General features: G+C 63.5%; 18 protein-coding genes. 11 read left to right on the forward strand and 7 right to left on the reverse strand.

From position 1 onward, the window contains the following. Nucleotides 1–7: 7 nt before the first annotated feature. Together fabF and AFIDRAFT_RS09820 are read right to left on the reverse strand one after the other, a co-directional pair. Nucleotides 8–1,270, reverse strand: a complete 1,263-nt coding sequence (fabF, locus tag AFIDRAFT_RS09815; protein ID WP_009339205.1) for a beta-ketoacyl-ACP synthase II — start codon at nucleotides 1,268–1,270, stop codon at nucleotides 8–10. 36 nt (nucleotides 1,271–1,306) lie between these two features. Continuing rightward, nucleotides 1,307–2,590 (reverse strand): MFS transporter, encoded by a 1,284-nt coding sequence (locus AFIDRAFT_RS09820; protein WP_009339206.1) that lies wholly within the window; start codon nucleotides 2,588–2,590, stop codon nucleotides 1,307–1,309. A 129-nt stretch (nucleotides 2,591–2,719) separates the two neighbouring features. On the opposite strand from AFIDRAFT_RS09820, the gene AFIDRAFT_RS09825 reads away from it, so the two are divergent. The 4 genes from AFIDRAFT_RS09825 (at nucleotide 2,720) to AFIDRAFT_RS09840 (ending at nucleotide 6,882) form a co-directional block, all read left to right on the forward strand. Beyond that, nucleotides 2,720–3,352, forward strand: a complete 633-nt coding sequence (locus AFIDRAFT_RS09825; protein ID WP_009339207.1) for a TetR/AcrR family transcriptional regulator — start codon at nucleotides 2,720–2,722, stop codon at nucleotides 3,350–3,352. A gap of 89 nt (nucleotides 3,353–3,441) precedes the next feature. Further along, nucleotides 3,442–4,329 carry a 3-hydroxyisobutyrate dehydrogenase gene (gene mmsB, locus AFIDRAFT_RS09830; protein ID WP_009339208.1) on the forward strand — a complete coding sequence of 296 codons (888 nt, stop codon included), beginning with the start codon at nucleotides 3,442–3,444 and terminating at the stop codon, nucleotides 4,327–4,329. A gap of 15 nt (nucleotides 4,330–4,344) precedes the next feature. Continuing rightward, nucleotides 4,345–5,568, forward strand: coding sequence for a TIGR03862 family flavoprotein (locus tag AFIDRAFT_RS09835; RefSeq protein WP_009339209.1), 1,224 nt, complete (start codon nucleotides 4,345–4,347; stop codon nucleotides 5,566–5,568). A gap of 114 nt (nucleotides 5,569–5,682) precedes the next feature. After that, on the forward strand, nucleotides 5,683–6,882 hold the full coding sequence (locus AFIDRAFT_RS09840; protein ID WP_009339210.1) for an ABC transporter substrate-binding protein: 1,200 nt from the start codon (nucleotides 5,683–5,685) through the stop codon (nucleotides 6,880–6,882). Nucleotides 6,883–6,940: 58 nt separating this feature from the next. On the opposite strand, the gene AFIDRAFT_RS09845 is transcribed toward AFIDRAFT_RS09840, so the two are convergent. Next, the gene (locus AFIDRAFT_RS09845) at nucleotides 6,941–8,158 is read right to left on the reverse strand and encodes an MFS transporter (protein ID WP_009339211.1); all 1,218 of its coding nucleotides are present in this window, start codon (nucleotides 8,156–8,158) and stop codon (nucleotides 6,941–6,943) included. 92 nt (nucleotides 8,159–8,250) lie between these two features. Between AFIDRAFT_RS09845 and AFIDRAFT_RS09850 the strand changes: the two genes are divergently transcribed. After that, nucleotides 8,251–9,147 (forward strand): LysR family transcriptional regulator, encoded by an 897-nt coding sequence (locus AFIDRAFT_RS09850; protein ID WP_009339212.1) that lies wholly within the window; start codon nucleotides 8,251–8,253, stop codon nucleotides 9,145–9,147. An 11-nt stretch (nucleotides 9,148–9,158) separates the two neighbouring features. Here the strand turns inward: AFIDRAFT_RS09850 and AFIDRAFT_RS09855 are convergent, their stop codons facing one another. Both AFIDRAFT_RS09855 and AFIDRAFT_RS09860 read right to left on the reverse strand, forming a co-directional pair. Then, a complete protein-coding gene (locus tag AFIDRAFT_RS09855; protein WP_009339213.1) occupies nucleotides 9,159–10,976 on the reverse strand; it encodes an ABC-F family ATP-binding cassette domain-containing protein in 1,818 nt (605 codons plus the stop codon). A 5-nt stretch (nucleotides 10,977–10,981) separates the two neighbouring features. Then, the gene (locus AFIDRAFT_RS09860; protein WP_040298329.1) at nucleotides 10,982–11,440 is read right to left on the reverse strand and encodes a YaiI/YqxD family protein; all 459 of its coding nucleotides are present in this window, start codon (nucleotides 11,438–11,440) and stop codon (nucleotides 10,982–10,984) included. 194 nt (nucleotides 11,441–11,634) lie between these two features. On the opposite strand from AFIDRAFT_RS09860, the gene AFIDRAFT_RS09865 reads away from it, so the two are divergent. Both AFIDRAFT_RS09865 and AFIDRAFT_RS09870 read left to right on the forward strand, forming a co-directional pair. Further along, nucleotides 11,635–12,687 (forward strand): Ppx/GppA phosphatase family protein, encoded by a 1,053-nt coding sequence (locus tag AFIDRAFT_RS09865; protein WP_009339215.1) that lies wholly within the window; start codon nucleotides 11,635–11,637, stop codon nucleotides 12,685–12,687. 43 nt (nucleotides 12,688–12,730) lie between these two features. After that, complete coding sequence (locus tag AFIDRAFT_RS09870; RefSeq protein ID WP_009339216.1) at nucleotides 12,731–13,411, forward strand: RlmE family RNA methyltransferase; 681 nt, start codon at nucleotides 12,731–12,733, stop codon at nucleotides 13,409–13,411. 34 nt (nucleotides 13,412–13,445) lie between these two features. On the opposite strand, the gene AFIDRAFT_RS09875 is transcribed toward AFIDRAFT_RS09870, so the two are convergent. Beyond that, nucleotides 13,446–15,104: an LTA synthase family protein gene (locus AFIDRAFT_RS09875; protein ID WP_009339217.1), complete on the reverse strand. Its 1,659-nt coding sequence runs from the start codon at nucleotides 15,102–15,104 to the stop codon at nucleotides 13,446–13,448. After that, on the reverse strand, nucleotides 15,079–16,542 hold the full coding sequence (locus AFIDRAFT_RS09880) for an MFS transporter (protein WP_009339218.1): 1,464 nt from the start codon (nucleotides 16,540–16,542) through the stop codon (nucleotides 15,079–15,081). Before AFIDRAFT_RS09880 ends, AFIDRAFT_RS09875 begins: the two co-directional genes overlap by 26 nt. A gap of 333 nt (nucleotides 16,543–16,875) precedes the next feature. Between AFIDRAFT_RS09880 and guaB the strand changes: the two genes are divergently transcribed. The 4 genes from guaB to guaA all read left to right on the forward strand — a co-directional run bounded on the left by guaB (nucleotide 16,876) and on the right by guaA (nucleotide 21,829). After that, the gene (gene guaB / locus AFIDRAFT_RS09885) at nucleotides 16,876–18,372 is read left to right on the forward strand and encodes an IMP dehydrogenase (RefSeq protein WP_009339219.1); all 1,497 of its coding nucleotides are present in this window, start codon (nucleotides 16,876–16,878) and stop codon (nucleotides 18,370–18,372) included. Nucleotides 18,373–18,450: 78 nt separating this feature from the next. Further along, complete coding sequence (locus AFIDRAFT_RS09890; RefSeq protein WP_009339220.1) at nucleotides 18,451–18,813, forward strand: MAPEG family protein; 363 nt, start codon at nucleotides 18,451–18,453, stop codon at nucleotides 18,811–18,813. 16 nt (nucleotides 18,814–18,829) lie between these two features. Continuing rightward, nucleotides 18,830–20,131: an RsmB/NOP family class I SAM-dependent RNA methyltransferase gene (locus AFIDRAFT_RS09895; protein WP_009339221.1), complete on the forward strand. Its 1,302-nt coding sequence runs from the start codon at nucleotides 18,830–18,832 to the stop codon at nucleotides 20,129–20,131. Nucleotides 20,132–20,233: 102 nt separating this feature from the next. Then, the gene (gene guaA, locus AFIDRAFT_RS09900) at nucleotides 20,234–21,829 is read left to right on the forward strand and encodes a glutamine-hydrolyzing GMP synthase (protein ID WP_009339222.1); all 1,596 of its coding nucleotides are present in this window, start codon (nucleotides 20,234–20,236) and stop codon (nucleotides 21,827–21,829) included. The last annotated feature ends 13 nt before the right edge of the window (nucleotides 21,830–21,842 follow it).

Here is a 21,842-nt window from a genome sequence, read left to right on the forward strand (position 1 = left end):
CAAGCCGTCAGATCTTGCGGAAGATCACGCTGGCGTTGACGCCGCCGAAGCCGAACCCGTTTGAAAGCACATGATCGATCTTCATTTCGCGGGCTTGTCCGCGGATGAGGTCGACGCCTTGCGCCGCATCGTCGGGATCGTCGAGATTCAACGTGGCGGGCGCGGTCTGGTCGCGCAGCGACAGCACCGAATAGATCGCCTCGAGGCCACCAGCGGCGCCGAGCAGATGGCCGGTCGCCGATTTGGTCGAACTCACCGCCACGCTGTTGTTGGTCCCGAACACCGATTTGATTGCGGCCAGTTCGCCGAGATCGCCCACCGGAGTCGAAGTGGCGTGGGCGTTGAGATACTGGATCTGCGACGGATCAAGCCCCGCCTGTTGCAGCGCCTGCACGACAGCGCGGCGCGCGCCATCGCCATCTTCGGGACCTGATGTCATGTGGTAGGCGTCGGCGCTGGTGCCGTAGCCGATCAGCTCCGCGATCGGTTTAGCTCCGCGCGCGAGTGCATGCTCCAGTTCTTCGATCACGAGAAGACCCGCGCCTTCGCCCATCACGAAACCGTCGCGTGCCTTGTCGAACGGGCGCGAGGCACGCTCGGGCGTGTCGTTGAAACCGGAGGAGAGTGCGCGCGCCGCAGCGAAGCCGCCAAGCGCGGTGCGCTCTACGCAGGCTTCCGCGCCGCCCGCCAGCGCGATGTCGGCTTCGCCCGCGCGGATGATCCGCGCGGCATCGCCGATCGCCTGCACACCGGCGGCACAGGCCGTCACCGGTGCGCCCAGCGCGCCCTTGAAGCCATGCTTGATCGACACCTGACCGGCAGCGAGATTGACGAGGAAGGAGGGAACGGTGAAGGGCGACAGCCGCCGCACGCCGCGCGAATCCGCAAGCCGCACGGAATCGGCAATGGCCGGGAAGCCGCCGACGCCGGAACCGATGATGGTCGCGGTCCGTGTGCGGTCCTTTTCCTCGGCCGGGTGCCAGTTCGCCTGCGCCACTGCTTCCTCAGCTGCGAGCAGCGCGAACAGGATGAAGCGGTCCATCTTCTTCTGGTCTTTGACCGGAGCCGCGCAGCTCGGATCGAAGCCGGCTTCCGGGTCCTCGGTGGTGTCCGGCACGAGGCCCGCCACCTTGCAGGGCAGGTCGGCGCAGGCTTCCTCGGGCAGGCGGCGAATGCCTGATTTTCCGGCGGTCAGCCGTGACCAGTTGGTTTCCACGCCGCAACCCAGCGGGGACACCGCACCCATACCCGTAACAACAATCCGTCGCATCGTCCTGCCTTGCCGGAGAAATCTGTCGGTACAGACCTAGGCGACTACGGGGCGTTTGTCACGGCGGATCGACAGGGCGGCGAGCGATGCAATCAGGCACAGGAGCCCGGCTGTGAAGAACGCGGGCAAATAGCTGGCCAGATAGGTCCGCGACAATCCGGCACCTAGCGCCACCGAGGCAGCGCCGATCTGGTGGCCGGCGAAAATCCAGCCGAACACCAGATTGGTGCGCTCGGCTCCGAAGGTCGAGGCGGTCAGGCGCACGGTCGGGGGGACCGTGGCGATCCAGTCGAGCCCGTAGAACACCGCGAACAGCGACAGGCCGTAGAAGGTGAAGTCGGTGAACGGCAGCATCATCAGCGAGAGCCCGCGCAGGCCGTAGTACCAGAACAGCAGCCAGCGATTGTCGTAGCGGTCCGACAGCCAGCCGGACATGATGGTGCCGATGAAATCGAAGATGCCCATCGCCGCCAGCAGCGTTGCGGCGCCCGTGGCAGGAATCGAATAGTCGGCGCACAGCGTAATAAAGTGCGTCTGGATCAGGCCGTTGGTGCTGGCGCCGCAGATATAGAAGGTGAAGAACAGCACCCAGAAGACGCGGCTTTGCAAGGCCTCCCTCAATGCGCCGAGGGCAGCCGATGTGATCGGCGCATTCGCGGGCGCGGGCGGAGGGATCGGCGTGCTGCCGTCATCGCCAAAGGGGCGTAGCGCGAGATCGGACGGACGGTCGCGCACCACCAGAAGCACGGCAAGCGCGGCGACGGCCATCAGCACGCAGAGCGCGCCGGTGGCGACGCGCCAGCTATAGAGTTCGGTGAGCTTCGCCATCACCGGCAGAAACAGAAGCTGGCCGGTGGCCGAACTCGCGGCGAACATCCCGACGACCAATCCGCGCCGCGCGGTGAACCAGCGCGCGGCAACCGTCGCGCCGAGCACCAATGCAGTCATGCCGGTGCCGAGGCCGACGACGAAACCCCACAGCACGATCAGTTGCCAGACTTCGGTCATGAACAGCGAGAGCACGAGGCCTGAGATGATCGTCGTCAGCGCGCAGAGCACGACATTGCGCATGCCGTAGCGGTTGATGAGGGCTGCGGCGAAGGGGGCCACCAGCCCGTACAGCAGCAGGCGGATCGACAGCGCGCTGGAGATTTCCGCGTTGCTCCAGTGAAATTCCTGCTCCAGCGGCACGATGAACACGCCCGGCGCGCTGATCGAGGCGGCGCTCGCCAGCGTCGTCAGGAAGGTCGCGGCGACGACGGCCCATCCGTAATAGATGTCGCGGGAGGCAAGGCGCGCCGAGAGCCAGTTCGAGATCATGGTCGGTCCTGTGGGGCAAGTCGGAAACTGAGAGTATGATATGTATCATATCACGAGGATTGGATCACAATCCCTTTACGGAGCGGCTTCTTTCGTATTATATGATATATGACATATAAAGGACAGGCCATGCGTTACACGCGGGATCACAAAGCGGCGACCCATGAGAAAATCCTGAAAGGCGCGGTCATGCGTCTGAAGGAAAATGGTTCAGCCGGCATCGCCATCGCGGAATTGATGGAGGAGGCGGGACTCACCCATGGCGGCTTCTATGCGCATTTCAAATCCCGCGACGCGCTGATCGAGGAATCCTTCCGCGATGCGCTGGATACGACTGCGCGGCGCTGGCGGGCCCGGGCGGAGAAAGCGCCGAAAGGCGAAGGGCTGGCCGCCATCGTCAATGGCTATCTGACGCGCGAACATCGCGACGACGTGTCGGGCGGTTGCGCGTTACCGGCGCTAGGCGCCGAACTGGCCCGCTCCAGTACAAAGACGCGGCGGATTTTCACCGCCAAACTTGAAGAGGCGATCGATCTTGTCGCCTCGCAACATGCGGAGCGTCCGACCAGGGCTATGCGCGAAGAGGCGATCGGCGCCATCGCTACCATGGTCGGAAGCCTTCTGCTGGCGCGCGCGGCAGCGGCCGATGAGGAATTATCGGCGGATATTCTCAAGGCAGGCCGGAAGAAGGCGCTGGCGGGGAATGAGCCGCGCGTCAAACGCGCTGTCCCGAAATCCGCACAAGGAAAAGTCGCTCGCTAGCGGCACAGCGCATCTCGTTCTTATGTTGAATATCGCGCTCGCTCCGTTCGGACGCTAAATTGCTTCACGTTCACCAGACGGAGTCGGTCATGACGCAGATTGCTTTTATCGGTCTCGGCAACATGGGCGGCCCGATGGCCGCCAATCTGGTGAAGGCGGGATTTGCGGTTCGCGGTTTCGATCTCGCCGAATCTTCCAAGAAGGCGGCGGCCGCGGCAGGCATCGCCGTTGCGGCCAGCATCAACGATGCGGTGCAGGAAGCCGAAACCGTCATCACCATGTTGCCTGCGGGTCAACATGTCCTCGATGTCTGGAACGAGATCGTGCCGCTGCTCGAAAAGGGCGCCTTGATTATCGATTGCTCGACCATCGATGTTGGAAGCGCAGGAGAGGCCCACGAACTGGCGGCGACCGCGGGCCTGCGTTCGGTCGATGCGCCGGTGTCCGGCGGCACCAATGGCGCGAAGAACGCGACATTGACCTTCATGGCGGGCGGCGATCCCAAGGCATTCGCCGCCGCAAAGCCGATCCTGGAAAAGATGGGTGCCAAAATCATCCATTGCGGCGAGGCAGGCGCGGGGCAGGCGGCGAAGATCTGCAACAATATGATCCTCGGCATTTCGATGATCGGCGTCTGCGAGGCGTTCACGCTCGGCGAGAAACTCGGTCTGTCGCATCAGGCGCTGTTCGATGTCGCGTCCACCTCCTCGGGACAATGCTGGTCGCTGACGAGCTATTGTCCGGTACCGGGTCCGGTGCCCGCATCGCCCGCCAATAATGATTACAAGCCGGGCTTCGCCACGGCGCTGATGCTGAAGGACCTGCGATTGTCGCAGGAGGCGGCGCGCGCGGCCGGCGCGTCCACGCCGCTCGGCGCGCATGCGCAGGCGCTTTATCAGGCTTTTTCGGATGCCGGACACGGCATGGTGGACTTTTCCGGCATCATCGCGCAACTCAGGGCCCAGTCGAAGGGATGAAGCCGGTTTGATGTCGTGAGCGCGCCGGATGTTGCCATTATCGGGGCCGGTCCGGCCGGCCTGATCGCGGCCGAAACGGTGGCGGCGGCAGGCGCGTCGGTCATCGTGTACGACCGGATGCCGTCGGTCGCGCGGAAATTTCTGATGGCCGGGCGGGGCGGGCTCAACCTCACCCACAGCGAGCCGCTCGATATTTTCCTTGCGCGCTATAACAACGCGCCGCCGCTTCTGCGCGCGACGATCGAGGCGTTTTCGCCGGAGGCGTTGCGCGACTGGGCGCATGGGCTCGGGCAGGACACCTTCATCGGCTCGAGCGGGCGGGTCTTTCCCAAAACCTTCAAGGCCTCGCCGTTGCTGCGCGCATGGCTGTCGCGGCTGGAAAGTCTTGGCGTGCAGTTCGCGCTTCGTCATCGATGGCTTGGCTGGGACGAGAATGGCGCTTTGCGTTTCGAGACGCTGCAGGGCGAGCAAAGCATGCAACCGCGCGCGACGATCCTCGCACTCGGCGGCGCAAGCTGGCCTCGGCTGGGATCGAACGGTGATTGGCGCGACATCCTGTCGGCGCAGGGTATCGCGATCAGCGAACTGAAACCGGCGAATTCCGGTTTCCGCGTCGCATGGAGTGACTCCTTTCGGGAGCGGTTCGAAGGCCAGCCGCTCAAGAACGTGGCGCTCGGCTATGGGGCGCGCACATCGCGCGGCGAGATCGTCATCACGAAGGACGGCATCGAAGGCGGCGGCATCTATGCGTTGTCGGCGGCATTGCGCGAGGGCGTTGCCGCGAAGGGACATGCCACGCTCACCGTCGATCTGCGCCCGGATCTCACCTTGCCGGATCTCGTGGCGCGGCTGTCGCGTCCACGCGGCAAGCAGTCGATCGCGACATTTTTACGTAAAGCGCTAACCTTGCCGCCGCACGCGATAGGGCTTCTGCATGAGGCCGCATTGCATCGTGACACGATGCTTTCGGCCATGCCGCCGGAGGAGCTGGCGCGCCTGATCCGCGAACTGCCCGTGCGGGTGGAAGGAACGGCGTCGCTTGCGCGGGCGATTTCGACCGCGGGCGGGGTGGCTTTTTCGGAGGTCGGTCCGGATTTCAGCCTGCGTTTGCGGCCCGATGTCTTTATTGCGGGCGAGATGCTCGACTGGGAGGCGCCGACCGGCGGATATCTCCTTCAAGCCTCTTTTGCCACCGGCGTCGCGGCCGGGCGGGGCGCGCTGGCCCGGGTGGGCCGTTAAGAATTTCGGACGATAGAACTATGGCGGTGTCGCATAAAACCGCTAGGCTGTCCGGGAACCACAACCTCGTTCGTCTCTTTCGCGTTGCAAAATAACGATAATCGGGAGTGAAACATGAAGTCCAAATATCTGTCGGCAATCTCGGCCCTGGCCCTTCTCTGCGCGGCCGGCCCGGCATTCGCCGCCGAGGGCGTCAAGATTGGTGTCTTGAACGATCAGTCCGGCGTCTACGCTGATTTCGGCGGCAAATGGTCGGTCGAAGCCGCCCAAATGGCCATCGATGATTTCGGCGGCTCCGTGCTCGGCCAGAAGATCGAACTGGTTAACGCCGACCACCAGAACAAGCCCGACCTCGGCGTGAGCATCGCGCGCCGCTGGTACGATGTCGAACATGTCGACATGATCACCGAACTGACGACATCTTCTGTCGCGCTTGCCGTGCAGGAACTCTCGAAGCAGGAAAAGAAGATCGACATGGTGGTCGGCGCGGGCTCGTCGCGCATCACCGGCGACCTCTGCTCGCCTTACGGCTTCCACTGGGCCTATGACACGCATGCGCTCGCTGTCGGCACCGGCGGTGCCTTGACCGAGGCGGGCGGCAACACCTGGTTCTTCCTGACCGCCGACTATCAGTTCGGCTATTCGCTGGAGCAGGACACCGCCGCGATCGTGAAGGAAAAGGGCGGCAAGGTGCTGGGCGCAGTGCGTCACCCGCTGAACACCTCCGACTTCTCGTCGTTCCTGTTGCAGGCGCAAAGCTCGAAGGCGAAGGTCATCGGTCTCGCCAACGCCGGTCTCGACACCTCGAACGCCATCAAGCAGGCGTCTGAATTCGGCATCGTGCAGGGCGGCCAGAAGCTCGCGGCGCTGCTGTTCACGCTGGCGGAAGTGCACGGCCTCGGCCTTCAGGCGGCGCAGGGCCTGCAACTGACCGAGAGCTTCTACTGGGATCGCGACGACAGGTCGCGCGATTTCGCCAACCGCTTCTTCAAGAAGACCGGCCGGATGCCCAACATGGTCCAGGCCGGTACCTATTCGGCCGTGACCTCGTACCTGAAGGCTGTGAAGGCCGCCGGGACCAAGGATACCGAAGCCGTCACCAAGAAGCTGAAGGAAATGCCGGTGGATGATGCCTTCACCTCGCACGGCAAGGTTCTCGCCAACGGCCGCATGGTCACCGACCTCTATCTGTTCGAGGTCAAGAAGCCTTCGGAAAGCAAGAAGCCGTGGGATTATTACAAGGTGATCGCCACCGTGCCGGGCGACAAGGCCTACCCGACCGCGAAGGAAAGCGGCTGCCCGCTGACCAAGTAAGTTCCGGTCAAGATAAAGAATCCGCGTCACGCGAAAGTGTGGCGCGGATTTTTTGCGGCTATGACGTCCCTGTCGAGGTTACCGCATCCGTTATCAGGGCAATAAAGCCAAAGCTTCCGGCGGCGAGACAGACGGCTGACCATCCCCCGTATGACCACGCTAAGCTGGCTGCGGCTGCGCCGATACCGCCTCCGATGAAGAACAGGCCGACATAGAGACCGTTGATGCGGCCTCGCGCTTCGGGCTGTAGCAAGTTGATGGCACGGCGGCCAAGAATCTGGTCGCAGGTGAAGCCGATGTCGAGAAGGATCGCACCGAGACCTTCTACGGTGAGCGCCAATGTTCGTGACGAGACGAATTCAGCCAATGCACACAGCACGGGCGCCACGATAATGAGAAGATGCGATGCGCATAATCCCCGCCGTGTCCAGCCGCGATCGCCCATCCGGCCCGCCAGCGGTGTCGCAATCGCGCCGGCTGCGCCGACCAGCGCGAAGATCGCAATGCCGCGCGCTGTGAGGTTGAAAGGGCTGGCGGATAGCCGGAGTGCAATGGCAGTCCAGTAGGCGGAGAAGGATGCCATGGCCAGCGAGGCCGTCCATGAGCGCACGCGCAAGACCGGTTCATCGCGCCACAATGTCCAGAACGACCCCAGCAGCCCCGCGTAGCTTATGCGTGCGGCGGGCTGCAGCGAGGGAAGGCGTCGCATCAGCGCGATGGCAAGAACTGCGATCGCCGCAGCAGAGGCCGCATAGAATCCGCGCCAGTCCCAAGCATCCGCTATTAAACTCGCGAGCGGGCGGGACAGCATGATACCGATCATTAATCCACCCATCACATCGCCGATGACGCGCCCGCGTTCGGATGGATGCGCCATCGCAGCGATGAGCGGCACGAGCATCTGGATCGCGGAGCAGAAGACGCCGAGCACGAACACGCACAGCAGCAAAAGGGAGGGTGTCGGTGCGAGTGCGGTGCAGATCGCGGCAGTGACGGTGCAGGCGAGCGTGAAGCCAATGAGGTTGCGGTTTTCAAAGATGTCGGCGAGCGGCACCAGCAGAAACAATCCGGTGGCGTATCCGAGCAGGGTCGAGGTGCTGACCATGCCAGCCTGTGCGGTGGATATGCCGAAGGACGAGCCGATCAACGCGACAAGGATTTGTGGCGCGGACAGGTTAGTCACAATGACGCCGGTGGCGAGGGCACCCAGCCGGATGAAGGAGCGGGAAACGGTTTGTTGAGGGTCGGGAAGGGTCGTGGCCGTAAGCAGGGTCATTGAAAGCCTCGCAAATGATCGCGAGGCCCTTTAAGCAGCACGCATAATATGCAACAATTCAATTATATCGATAATCAATATGCGTGTTGGTCATGAATACCAATGATCTGGTCGCCTTCGTCGCGGTAGTCGAAACCGGCTCCATCGTCGCCGCGTCCGCGCGGCTGAATCTGACCCAGCCGGGGGTGACGCGCCGCGTGCAGAATCTCGAAGACATGCTTGGTGTGGAATTGCTCGACCGGCAATCGAAGCCATTGAAACCAACAACGGCAGGTCGCGAAGCGTATGAGCAGGGGCGCCGGGTGTTGCGGACGCTGGACGATCTTAAATCGGGGGTTGCGGCCGATGGCGTCGTGCGCGGCGAATTCCGCCTGGGCATTACACCTTATTTATCCGAAGCCGGTTTGAGCGTGCCGCTGGATAGGCTGCGCGCGCAATTTCCGTCGCTGAGCCTGCGGGTCATTTCCGGCTGGTCGCTGGAGCAGACGGAGCGGGTTGGCCGCAACGAACTCGATGCCGCTGCGATCTGTCTGCCTGACGGTGTCGCGCCACCGGAAGAACTAGAATGTGACGATCTCGGAACGCAGGCTGTCATTTTCGTCGTCCCTCGCGACATGAAGGTGCCGAAGACGATTGGCCTGCCGGACCTGTCGCGCCTGCCATGGGTCATCAATCATGATGGCTGCGGATTTCGCAGGGCGCTCAAGCGCCGGTTTGACGCAGCGCATCTGCCGTTTCAGATTGCTGTGGAGGCGATCGACCCGGAGCTTCGATTGTCGCTGGTCGCGCGCGGCATGGGAATTGGACTGGCAACGCCTGCGGCTTTGAAGCGCAGCCCCTTTCGCAGCAAGCTGAAGATCGTCAAGGTCGAAAACTTCGAACCCGCCGTGAGGGCATGGGTCGTTCATCGTCCGCCGGCCGGCCGTCTGGCGGCTCCGATCGAAGCCTTCCGCGATGCGCTCGCTCTGGAGCTTCATGAAGTGCGCTGAAGGAAGCCGCGTTACGTCCCGCCCTCGATGTCCTCGCGCAGGATTTCCAGCTCCAGCCATTGTTCCTCGGCGGTCGCGAGATCGGCATGGGCTTTTGTCATCGCGGCGGAGGCGGCATCGAAGGCCTTCCGGTCGCGCGTATACAGCGTCGGATCGTCGAGCTGGGTTTGCAGCTTTGCAATCTCGGCCTGCAACTTCGCCATCGTCTTCGGCAGCGTTTCCAGCGCGTGCTTGTCCTTGAAACTGAGGCGGCGTTTCGGAGCGGGCGCGGCGGCGGAAGGAGAAGCTTCCTTCGCGGCCTTTGCGGGCGCGGGGGTGCCCTTGACGGTCTTTTCCTTTAAGTCGCTGCCGCGCTGCGCCAGCATGTCGCTGTAGCCGCCAGCATACTCGACCCAGCGGCCTTGCCCTTCCGGTGCGATCACCGATGTGACGACGCGGTCGAGGAAGTCGCGGTCGTGGCTGATAAGCACCACCGTGCCCTCGTAATCGCCGAGCATGTCTTCCAGCACGTCCAGCGTTTCCAGATCGAGATCGTTGGTCGGCTCGTCGAGCACCAGAAGGTTAGAGGGCTTGGCCAGCGCGCGCGCCAGCATCAGCCGTCCGCGCTCGCCGCCAGACAGCGCCTCGAGCGGCGTGCGTGCCTGTTCCTGCGAAAACAGGAAGTCCTTCATGTAGCCGATGACGTGCTTCGGCTTGCCGCCGACCATGATGTGATCGCCGCGTCCGCCGGTCAGGGCTTCCGAGAGCGTCGATTTGGGATCGAGGCTTTCGCGGTGCTGGTCGAGCGTCGCCATTTCGAGATTGACGCCGAGCCGCACCGTGCCGCTATCGGGTGGCTCCGCGCCGGTGAGAAGATTGATCAGCGTGGTCTTGCCTGCGCCGTTGGGGCCGACGATGCCGAGCCGGTCGCCGCGCGCGATGCGAGTGGAGAAATCGCTGACGATGGCGCGCTCGCCGAACGCCTTCGAGATGTGTTTCGCCTCGACCACGAGCTTGCCGGACACGTCGGATTCGGCCGCGGCGAGCGCCGCCTTGCCGGTCGCGCCGCGATAGTCGCGCCGCTGCTCGCGCAGCGCATGCAGGTTGCCGAGCCGCTTGACGTTGCGCTTGCGGCGGCCGGAGACGCCGTAACGCAGCCAGTGCTCTTCCATCACGATCTTGCGGTCGAGCTTGTGCTGGTCGCGTTCTTCTTCCGCCAGCACCTCGTCGCGCCACTCTTCGAAAGCATCGAAGCCTTTTTCGATGCGTCGCGTCTCGCCGCGGTCGAGCCAGACGGTCGCGCGCGACAGATTGGCGAGGAAGCGGCGGTCGTGGCTGATGATGACGAGCGCGCTGCGGCGCGAGGCGAGTTCGCCTTCCAGCCATTCGATGGTGGTGAGGTCGAGATGGTTGGTCGGCTCGTCGAGCAGCAGGATGTCGGGCGAGGGCGCGAGTACGCGCGCCAGCGCGGCGCGGCGTGCTTCGCCGCCGGACAGATTTGCGGGGTTCTCCTCGCCGGTGAGGCCGAGCTGTTCGATCAGATAGCGCGCCTGATAGGAATCGTCGCCCGGATTCAAACCGGCCTCGACATAGGCCAGCGTCGTCGCGCTGCCCGAGAAATCCGGCTCCTGCGGCAGGTAACGCACCGTCGCACCGGGTTGGACAAAACGCGTGCCGCGATCCGGCTCGATCAATCCGGCGACGATCTTGAGCAGCGTGGATTTGCCCGAGCCGTTGCGGCCGATCAGGCAGACGCGGTCGCCCGCTTCGACGGCCAGTTCCACGCCGGTCAGAAGCGGCGTGCCGCCGAAGGTGAGAGCAATGTCCTTGAGCTGGATAAGGGGAGCCATGTGCCTCAGTCTGCTGGTTGCGCGCGCAGGATGCGGCGGATGGCTTGATCGAGCGCCGAGAGAAAAGCAGAACGATCCTTGGGCGAGAAGCCGCGCGGGCCGCCGGTGATCTCGCCGCTGGCGCGCAGATCCGTCATCAAATTGCGCACCGCGAGCGTCATGCCGATCGACTCTTCCGTGAAGGCCTTGCCGTTCGGCGCGATAACGGACGCGCCCGCCTTCACGCAACGGCTGGCGAGTGGAATGTCGGCGGTAATGACGACATCGTCTTTCGTCGCGCGTTCGGCGATCCAGTCGTCGGCTGCATCCATGCCGGACCCGGCGGCGATGCGCTCGATCATCGGATCGTCCGGCACGCGAATGAAATTCCCCGCGACGACGCTCACGGGCCAGTGGTGGCGCGCGGCGACACGGTAGATTTCATCCTTCACCGGACAGGCATCTGCGTCGATATAGATTCGCATATTGTTCGTTCGTTTAACGTCCTGCGTTTTGCGTTGCGATAACATGGCTCGCGCCGCCGCGAAAGCAGGCTCGCATTCCTTTGTTTTCAGGCGTTTTGGCGGGGCGGGAACAGGATGGTTGCGCGAGCCGCCTGCGCTGGTACATTTAATGACGAATGGTGTTTCGCGCCGCCTCGGCGCAGATTTGGATCTGCATGACGGAGCATGCACAGTCACGCGCCGCTGAACAGCGGAACGCGGATTTGCTGGCAGGCGAAGCGCAAGCAAGCCGTGCTCCCAGCGCGCCTGCCTATGCCGCGATCGATCTCGGCACAAACAATTGCAGATTGCTGATCGCGCGCCCGACCGGCGATGGCTTCCGTGTGGTCGATTCATTTTCGCGCATCATCAGGCTCGGCGAGGGGATCGTCTCCTCGGGCCGCATCAGCGATGCCGCGATCGAGCGCGCGGTTGGGGCGCTGTCGGTCTGCCGGGACAAGATGGATGCGCGGGGTGCCGTGCGCCGCCGCACCATCGCAACCGAGGCTTGTCGCGCGGCGGACAATTCCGATCTGTTCCTGTCCCGCATCAAGTCGGAAACCGGAATCGAGCTTGAGATTGTCGACCGCGAGACGGAATCGACATTCGCCGCGATCGGCTGTTCGCCGCTGCTCGACGATCGCGCGCGCGGCGCGATCCTGTTCGACATCGGCGGCGGCTCGACCGAAGTGGTGAAGCTGATGCGGCCCGACGGCCAGCCGGATGCACCGCCGGTCAAAGGGCCGTGGATTTCGCTGCCGCTCGGTGTCGTCACGCTGGCGGAACATTTCGGCGGCATCGACGTGACGCGGGAGTCCTATGCGGCGATGATCGATGAAGTCGCCCAGCATCTCGCGCCGTTTGCCGCCGCGCATAACGGCGATCTCGCGGGCATGCATCTGCTCGGCACGTCCGGCACCGTCACCACGGTCGCGGGCGTGCATCTCGGCCTTGTGCGCTACGACCGCCGCAGGGTCGACGGGCTCTGGATGAAGGGCCACGACATCGAGGCGGCGGTCGAAAAGCTGATGACGATGACCTACCGCCAGCGCGCCGATAATGCCTGCATCGGTTCCGAGCGCGCCGACCTGGTGCTGGCGGGCTGCGCCATTCTCGACGCGATCCGCGCGGCGTTCCCGGTGCCGCGGCTGCGGGTCGCCGACCGGGGCCTGCGCGAGGGCATGCTGGTCGAAATGATGCGCGAAGACGGCTATATCCAGCCCGTGTAAGATCGCACACGGATACTCAAGCGATTCCTGCAAGGCTCAATTCATGGCGAAAGACACGACGGGGCGGCTGCACGTCACGGTGAAAAGCGGCGGCAAGCGCAAGCTGTCGTCCAAGCTGTGGCTGGAGCGTCAGCTCAATGACCCCTATGTCATGCAGGCCAAGCGCGACGGTTATCGCTCGCGCGCCGCCTACAAGCTGCGCGAGATGGATGACAAATACCATTTCCTGAAGCAGGGGCAGGCGGTGGTCGATCTCGGTGCCGCGCCCGGCGGCTGGAGCCAGATCGCGGCGAAGCGCGTCGGCGCGGAAGCGGGCAAGGGCAAGGTCATTGCCATCGACCTTCTGGAGATGGGCGAAATTCCCGGCGTGACGTTCGCGCAACTCGATTTCCTTGCCGACGATGCTCCCGAGAAGTTGCGCGCAATGCTGGGCGGTGGCGCCGATATCGTGATGTCCGACATGGCGGCCAACACCACCGGCCATCGCAAGACCGATCAGCTCCGCATCGTCGGTCTGGTCGAAAGCGCGGCCGCGTTCGCGGCCGAGGTGCTCAATCCCGGCGGCGTGTTTCTGGCGAAGGTGTTTCAGAGCGGGGCGGATGCCACGCTGCAGAACGAGTTGAAGCGCAATTTCGCCACCGTGCGCCACGTCAAGCCGGCGGCGAGCCGTCAGGATTCATCCGAGCGCTACGTGCTGGCGATGGGTTTTCGCGGCGGCGCCTGACGATCCGTCGATCCATCGCGGCCTGATCGCAGCGTCATCCCCCGATATCGTACATCATGTGGATGTCGTGCGTGATGTGGTGATTTGAAATCACGCGCGGGGTTCCGCTCGAGGTGTCGATGATATCCTCTCCGATCGCAGAGATGTGGCTGTAGGGGCTTTCGCACGAGGTCGAGAACAGCGAGCAGCCGAGGAAGAAGTTGACGCCCTTCCGGATGCCCAGGAGGTGCAGAAGCGTCGGAGCCAATGACAGGCTGTTGCCATTTCTGGCGTCGAGCTTCTGGCTCTTGACCCCTTCGCCGTAAATGATGAGCGGAATGCGATCGACGAACAGGTCGATATCCGTCCGGAAGCTCTTTTTGTAGGCGGGGCTGGGATAGGTAGCGTGATCGGCCGTGAGAACGATCACCGTGTCCTTGGCGGCGGGCGAAACTGAGAGCCAGTCGATAAATTTACCGAGCTGCTGATCGTAATTATAAAACTGGTTGTAAAGCTGATTGGAGCCGGTGCGGTATTCGACATCGCAATTCGTCATCCCGAGATGTGTGCCACTCGGATAGACGCCGAGGAAGAACGGTTTTCCAGCCGACTGGAATCTGGCTGTCAGCGTTCGGAGCGCATCGAACGTCTGAAGGTCGGACATCATCGCGCTCGGTTCGTAGAAATCCTCGACGCCGAAAACTTTGTCGAAACCCATATCCGACAGCATGCGGTTCAATGTGCTGTCCGTCGGCGCCGATGTGAGGAAATACGTGCTGTATCCGGATGTGCCGAGGATATGTGGCAGCGAGACCAATCGCCCGCCAAAGGCCTCGTCGACGTCCGACAGTTTCATCTCCTGTTCCATGCCGAATTTGGGGTTTGGCAGGAAGGCGTCCCTGTATTGATAGAACGATGTCAGTTGTCCGCGCAGCCCGCGATAGGTCGCTGCCGTGTGATTGAAGTAATTCTCGAAAGTGGTGCCTCGCGCCACGAGCTTGTCCATGTTCGGCGTCAGGTCGAGGCCGAGGCTGTTTTCCGTGTCGATCACCCGGCTGGACAGGCCTTCGGTAAAGATGACGATGATGTTCTTGCCCTTGAGCGAGAGCCCTCGGGTGTCGCCATCCGTCCAGTATGAGTCTTTCATGAATTTGGTGGCACGTGGATCCAGCTTCCGCTTTGGGAGGAAAGCGTATTCACGGTCAGCGGCCGCCACGCTTTTGGCGAAGCTGCCGAGGGGCGTGACCTGCAGGATGATTGTCGCCGCATACAGGATGGCCGCGGTAATCCTGGTCTTCGATCCGAAGCCGCTGGCGCGCGATGTGAAATAGAGCGCGAAATTAAAAAGATTTGAAAACACGAATGCCGTGGCGAGGACGGTCAGGGTCCTGGTTCCGAGCCACTGATATCCGTCGATATTTGCGATGACGAGAGAAGAGAGAAGGTGCCCCGTCAGGAGCACGCTTGCGCTTTGCAGCGAGAGCGCGATGCTCAACAGCAGAAAGAGCAGCCTCCATATCATGCGCGACGATGACAGGATGACGGCCAGAAGCGTGGCTTCCAGCAGGATATGAAGCCACAGGGGCGCTGACTCAGCGCCGCGCGTGAAGATCAGGGCGATCGCCGCTGTCACCAGAGCGATAAAAACGCACCGGTAACGCAGGGCATGGCTTCGCCAGTTCGTCCGGTTATCCGAGCCGCTGGTCGCGCACATCGGCGGTGCTCTCGTTGGCGGCGGTATCGGCGGCCTTCGGGCCTTCCATCGCCTCGACCTTCTGGCCGGAGATCTGGTGCCCCGCGTTGGCGGGCAGGCGATAGAACGCCCAGAACGACGACACCGAGATCAGCGAGACCACAACAAACGCAGGCCAGAAATCGATGGCGGTGAGTTCGGCGGCCTGCCGGAAATGCTGCGTGGCTTCGACCGCGAACGCGCCGACCGCGACGCCCGCCGAAATCGCGAGTTGCTGGTTGACGCTGGCGAGCGTGGTGGCGCGGCTCATCTGCGGCGGCTCGATCTCCGCATAGGCGAGCGTGTTGATCGCAGTGAATTGCAGCGAGCGGAAGAAACCGCCGACGATCAGGACAATCATGATGAGCAACAGCGGCGTGCCGGGCGTGAACAGCGCGCAGGCGGCGACGGACGCCGATGCGACGAACACGTTGAACAGGATAACGGGCCGAAAGCCGAAGGTGCGGATGATGCGCGCGGCGAACGTCTTCATGCCCATCGCGCCGATGGCGGAGGCGAACGTCACCATGCCGGACTGAAACGGCGACAGTCCGAATCCGAGCTGCATCAGCAGCGGCAGCAGGAACGGTAACGCGCCGATGCCCATGCGGAACAGGAAGCCGCCGCCAAGGCTGGCGCGCAGCGTCGGCAGTTGCAGCAGCGAGAAGTCGAGCACCGGCGAGGCCGTCTTGCGGGCATGGCGGATGTAGAACAGGCCCGAGACAGCGCCGCCCACGATCAATCCGACGACCAACTGCCAGGGCAGGAGATTCAATCCCGCGACCGATAACCCGAAGGCGAGGCCGGCAACCGCAAGCCCGGCCAGCAGCAATCCCACAAGGTCGAACCGCTCGAGGCTGTCGCTGGGGATCGGGTCGATGAATCGGATGGCGAGGTAGATCCCGAGAAATCCGATCGGGATGTTGATCAGGAAAATCCAGTGCCACGAAAAATAGGTCGTGATGAAGCCGCCGAGCGGCGGCCCCATCACCGGGCCAAGCAGAGCGGGCACTGTGACCCACGCCATCGCATTGACGAGCGCGCTCTTTTCGATGGTCCGCAGCAGCACCAGGCGGCCGACCGGCATCATCATCGCGCCACCCATGCCCTGCAGGATGCGGGCATAGACGAAATCGGTGAGCGAGGATGAGATCGCGCAGCCGATCGAGCCGACCATGAAAACGGCGATCGCGCAGGCGAACACGTTGCGGGCGCCGAACCTGTCCGCCATCCAGCCGCTGCCGGGAATAAAGACCGCGAGCGAGAGCAGATACGATGTGATCGCGACCTTCAGCGCCAGCGGATTGGTGCCGATGTCGGTCGCAATCGCGGGGAGCGAGGTCGCGATCACCGTGGAGTCCATGTTCTCCATGAACAGCGCACAGGCGACGATCAGGGGAATCAGGCGTTCTTTCTGCATCGGCAGGTTGGTAGCAATGGCGGGAGGATCGGCAAAGCCCGGCCAGAGATGAAAAAGGGGCGAAAGTGGCCGGTCCCGTGGGTGAGGGCGGTCTGGCCGGGTCAACTCGCCGTGAGCGCAGCCGTTCCGGCGCAAGGGCGTGAGGGCGTATGGCTGCCATCGCCGAAAAGCCTGTCAAAACCGCGAGAAAGGCTTTGAAATACGGGGTCACCATGCTATCGACCACCGCCAATCCCATCGATGGGCTACGATTCGCGTGTGGTGCCGCAGCGCCGCCGGATCGTCGTACATCCTGAGATGTTATCGCGGCGAGGCCGCTGGAGGGAGTTGGCAATGGCGTCCATCAATCAGACAATCCGGGAAGCGTTCACCTTCGACGATGTGTTGTTGAAGCCCGGCCTGTCGGAGGTGATGCCCTCCGACGCCGATCTGCGGACCCATCTCACGCGCGCCGTTCCTCTCAATATCCCGATCATGGCGTCCGCCATGGATACCGTGACCGAGGCCCGCATGGCGATCGCGATGGCGCAATCGGGCGGCATCGGCGTCATCCATCGCAATTTCAATAGTCCCGAAGATCAGGCCGCGCAGGTGCGGCAGGTGAAGAAGTTCGAATCCGGCATGGTGGTCAATCCGCTGACCATTTCGCCTGACGCGCGGCTCGCCGACGCGCTGGCGATGATGAAGGACCACGGCTTCTCCGGCATTCCGGTGGTCACCGGCGGCGGCAACGGCCAGCCCGGCAAGCTTGTCGGCATCCTCACCAACCGCGACGTGCGCTTCGCCACCAACCCGGACCAGAAGATCTCCGAGTTGATGACGCACGAAAATCTCATCACCGTGCGCGAGGGCGGCGTCAATCAGACCGAAGCCAAGAAGCTCCTGCACCAGAACCGCATCGAGAAGCTGCTCGTCGTTGACGATCAGTACCGCTGCGTCGGCCTCATCACGGTGAAGGACATGGAGAAGGCGGTGGCCTATCCGCTGGCCTCCAAGGACGAGCAGGGCCGTCTGCGTGTTGCTGCCGCGACCACGGTGGGCGATGGCGGATTCGAGCGCACCGAACGGCTGATCGACGCGGGCGTCGATGTGGTCGTGGTCGATACCGCGCACGGCCATTCGCAGCGCGTGCTCGATGCCGTCAACCGAATCAAGCGGCTGTCGAACGCGGTGCAGGTCGTGGCGGGCAACGTCGCGACCAGGGAAGGCACCCAGGCGCTGATCGATTCAGGCGCGGACGCGATCAAGGTTGGCATCGGTCCGGGCTCGATCTGCACCACGCGCATCGTCGCGGGTGTCGGTGTGCCGCAGCTCACCGCAATCATGGATTCGGTCGAGGCGGCGAAGAAGGCCGGGATTCCGGTGATCGCGGATGGCGGCATCAAGTTCTCGGGCGATCTCGCCAAGGCGCTGGCCGCAGGCGCGGATGTCGCCATGGTCGGCTCGCTGCTCGCGGGCACCGACGAGACGCCGGGCGAGGTGTTCCTGTGGCAGGGACGTTCCTACAAGGCCTATCGCGGCATGGGCTCGGTCGGCGCGATGTCGCGCGGCTCGGCCGACCGCTACTTCCAGCAGGACATCAAGGACACGCTCAAGCTGGTGCCGGAAGGCATCGAAGGGCAGGTGCCATACAAGGGGCCGGTCGCCGGTGTCCTGCATCAGCTGGCCGGTGGCCTTCGCGCCGCGATGGGCTATGTCGGCGCCAAGACGCTGCAGGATTTCCACGCCAAGGCGGAATTCGTCCGCATCACCGGCGCGGGCTTGCGCGAAAGCCACGTCCACGATGTGACGATTACGCGCGAGAGCCCGAACTATCCCGGCGGAGCGTAGTTATTACGGCGAGCCCGCGTGCATTCCTGATTGGGATGCGCGCGGGCGATCCATACTTTGATATTTGGAGAACGCCGTATGATGTACCAAGGCATTTTGCTGCCGGTTTTCGTGCTCGTGGCCCTGACCTTCGGGGTGCTGTTCTGGACCGGACAGCGCCTCTCGCTCGCGGGCGGACCTGCACAGGGCTGGTTCAACTATCACCTCCACACCCTGTTCTATGTCGTTGTGGCGCTTGCATTGCCATTGCGACAGGCCGATCTGGTGATGGTGCTGCTGGCATGGGTTTTCGTGGTGCTGCAAATTCTCCATGCCGGTATTTTCATTCGCTCATCGGGCGAAGGTTCGCAGAGTTCCTCGCTCTTTATCGCAGGTGCACTGGTATTGCTGGCGATGTGGGTGTACTTCGCGCTACGCATCCTGTTTCCCACAATCACGTAACGACTGAAGGATAGTCATGACGCCCGCCGCACGGCTGTCCGCTGCCATTGAAGTTCTCGAAGCCATCGACACCAACCGCTCCCCGGCGCAAAGCGCGCTGAAGGAGTGGGGTACGGCGCACCGCTTCGCGGGCTCCGGCGATCGCGCTGCGATCGCCGGGCTGGTGTTCGATACACTGCGCCGCCGCGCGTCGGGTGCGTATGTGATGGACGAAGACACGCCGCGCGGCCGGCTCCTCGGCGCGCTGCGGCTGGAGCGCGGCCTCGACACCGATGCCATCGCGGCCCTGTGCAGCGGCGAGCGTTTCGCGCCCGCGCCGCTCTCGGAGGCGGAGCGCAGCGCATTGGACACGCGCACGCTCGACAATGCGCCACCCGACATCGCGGGTGATTATCCTGAATGGCTCGACTCGCATCTGGCGGAAGCCTTCGGCGATGATCGCGTCAGGGAAGCGGCGGCGATGGCGAGCCGTGCGCCGCTCGATCTGCGCGTCAACACGCTGCGCTCCAAGCCGGAGAAGGCGCTGGCCGCGTTGTCACATCTCGGCGCGCAGCCGACGCCGTGGTCGCCGCTCGGCCTGCGCATCGTGCTCGGGGCGGATGCGCGCAATCCCGGCGTCCATGCCGAGGAGGTTTTCATCAAGGGCGGTGTTGAAGTTCAGGATGAAGGATCGCAGCTTGCGGCCTTGTTCGCGCAGGCAAAACCGGGCGAGCAGGTAATCGATTTGTGTGCGGGGGCGGGCGGCAAGACGCTGGCGCTCGCGGCGATGATGCAGGGCAAGGGCCGCCTGATCGCGACCGACCGCGACAAGCGTCAGCTTGCGCCGATCCATGAGCGGCTGTCGCGCGCGGGAATTCATAATGCCGAAGTTCGGGGCCCTAAGGGAGCCGAGAATCCGCTCTCCGATATCAAGGCGACCGCTGACCTCGTGGTGGTGGATGCCCCCTGTACCGGTACCGGGACATGGCGGCGCAACCCGGACGCCAAGTGGCGGATGCGGCCCGGCGCGCTGGAGGTTCGGCTCAAGGATCAGGCGGAGGTGCTGGAGCGCGCCGCAGCGCTTGTGAAGCCCGGCGGGCGCATCGCCTACATTACTTGCTCCGTATTGCCGCAGGAGAACGGCGGCCAGATTGCAGCCTTTACGGCCCGCCACGGGGACTTCGCCGTGGTGCCGCCTGCCGAGGTCATTGGCGCGCTTGGGGACCGTGCCGAGGCTTTCGGGAAAGCCGTGCGCTCCTCGCCGCAGGGGCTGCTGATGACCCCGCTGCGCACCGGGACCGACGGGTTTTTCGTCTCGATCCTGCGCAAGGCCGGATAACGACGCAGGCGGGGTGGCTTTGCCGCCAAAACCTGCCGATAAGGCCGGTTTTGCAGGCGTTCCGGGGTTGCGACTCCGGTCCCCCTCGCGTATCTCCCAGCCATGACAGCACACAGCCAGACCGGTGCCGCGACGCCTGATGTGGCGGCCGCGCACGAGAAGATTCTGATCGTCGATTTCGGCTCTCAGGTCACGCAACTGATCGCCCGCCGCGTCCGCGAGGACGGCGTCTATTCCGAGATCGTGCCGTTCCAGAAAGCCGAGGAAGCCTTCCAGGCGATGAAGCCGAAGGCCGTGATCCTGTCCGGCGGTCCGGCTTCGGTGCTGGATGAGGACGCGCCGTCCGCGCCGATGTCGATCTTCACCTCGGGCGTGCCGGTGCTCGGCATCTGCTATGGCGAGCAGACCATGGCGCAGCAGCTCGGCGGTACGGTGGAAGCAGGGCACCATCGCGAGTTCGGCCGCGCCGCGATCGAGATCACCGACGACTGCGCGCTGTTCGACGGCGTGTGGAAGAAGGGCGAGCGCCACGACGTCTGGATGAGCCATGGCGACCGCGTGACGAAACTGCCGGAGGGTTTTCGCGGCGTGGCGAAGGCGGCGGGTTCGCCGATTTCCATCATCGCGGATGACAAGCGCAAATTCTATGCGATGCAGTTTCACCCCGAGGTGGTGCATACGCCGGATGGCGCCAAGCTGATCAAGAATTTCGTGCGCAAGGTTGCGGGGCTGAAAGGCGACTGGACCATGCGCGCCTTCCGCGAGGAAGCGATCGAGAAGATCCGCGCGCAGGTCGGCCAAGGCCGCGTGATCTGCGGTCTGTCGGGCGGCGTCGATTCAGCAGTGGCCGCCGTGCTGATCCATGAAGCCATTGGCGATCAGCTCACCTGCGTGTTCGTCGATCATGGCCTGTTGCGCATGGCGGAAGCCGAGACGGTGGTCGATCTGTTCCGGCATCATTACAACATCCCGCTGGTGCATGTGGACGCCTCGAAGACTTTCTTGGGCGAGCTCGCGGGCGTCACCGATCCGGAAGCCAAGCGCAAGATCATCGGCAAGCTGTTCATCGACGTGTTTGATGAGGAAGCCAAAAAGATCGGCGGCGCGGATTTCCTCGCGCAGGGCACGCTCTATCCCGACGTGATCGAAAGCGTGTCGTTCACCGGCGGGCCTTCCGTCACCATCAAGTCGCATCACAATGTCGGCGGTCTGCCCGCGCGCATGAAGATGAAGCTGGTCGAGCCGCTGCGCGAACTGTTCAAGGACGAGGTGCGCGCGCTGGGCCGCGAACTCGGCCTGCCGGATGTGTTCGTCGGCCGTCACCCATTTCCGGGGCCGGGCCTCGCGATCCGCTGTCCGGGCGAGATCACGCCGGAGAAGCTCGACATCCTGCGGCAGGCGGATGCGATCTACATCGAGGAAATCCGCCGCGCCGGCTTGTACGACACCATCTGGCAGGCGTTCGCGGTGCTGCTGCCGGTGAAGACTGTGGGCGTGATGGGCGACGGCCGAACTTATGAATTCGTCGTCGGCCTGCGCGCAGTGACCTCGACCGACGGCATGACGGCGGACTTCTATCCGTTCGATATGAAGTTTTTGGCCGAGGCCGCGACCCGCATCATCAACGAGGTCAAGGGCGTCAACCGCGTCGTCTATGATGTGACAAGCAAGCCGCCGGGAACGATCGAGTGGGAGTAGGGCGAACCCCGCC

The sequence above is a fragment of the Afipia sp. 1NLS2 genome (assembly GCF_000178995.1).
Taxonomy (GTDB): Bacteria; Pseudomonadota; Alphaproteobacteria; order Rhizobiales; family Xanthobacteraceae; genus Afipia.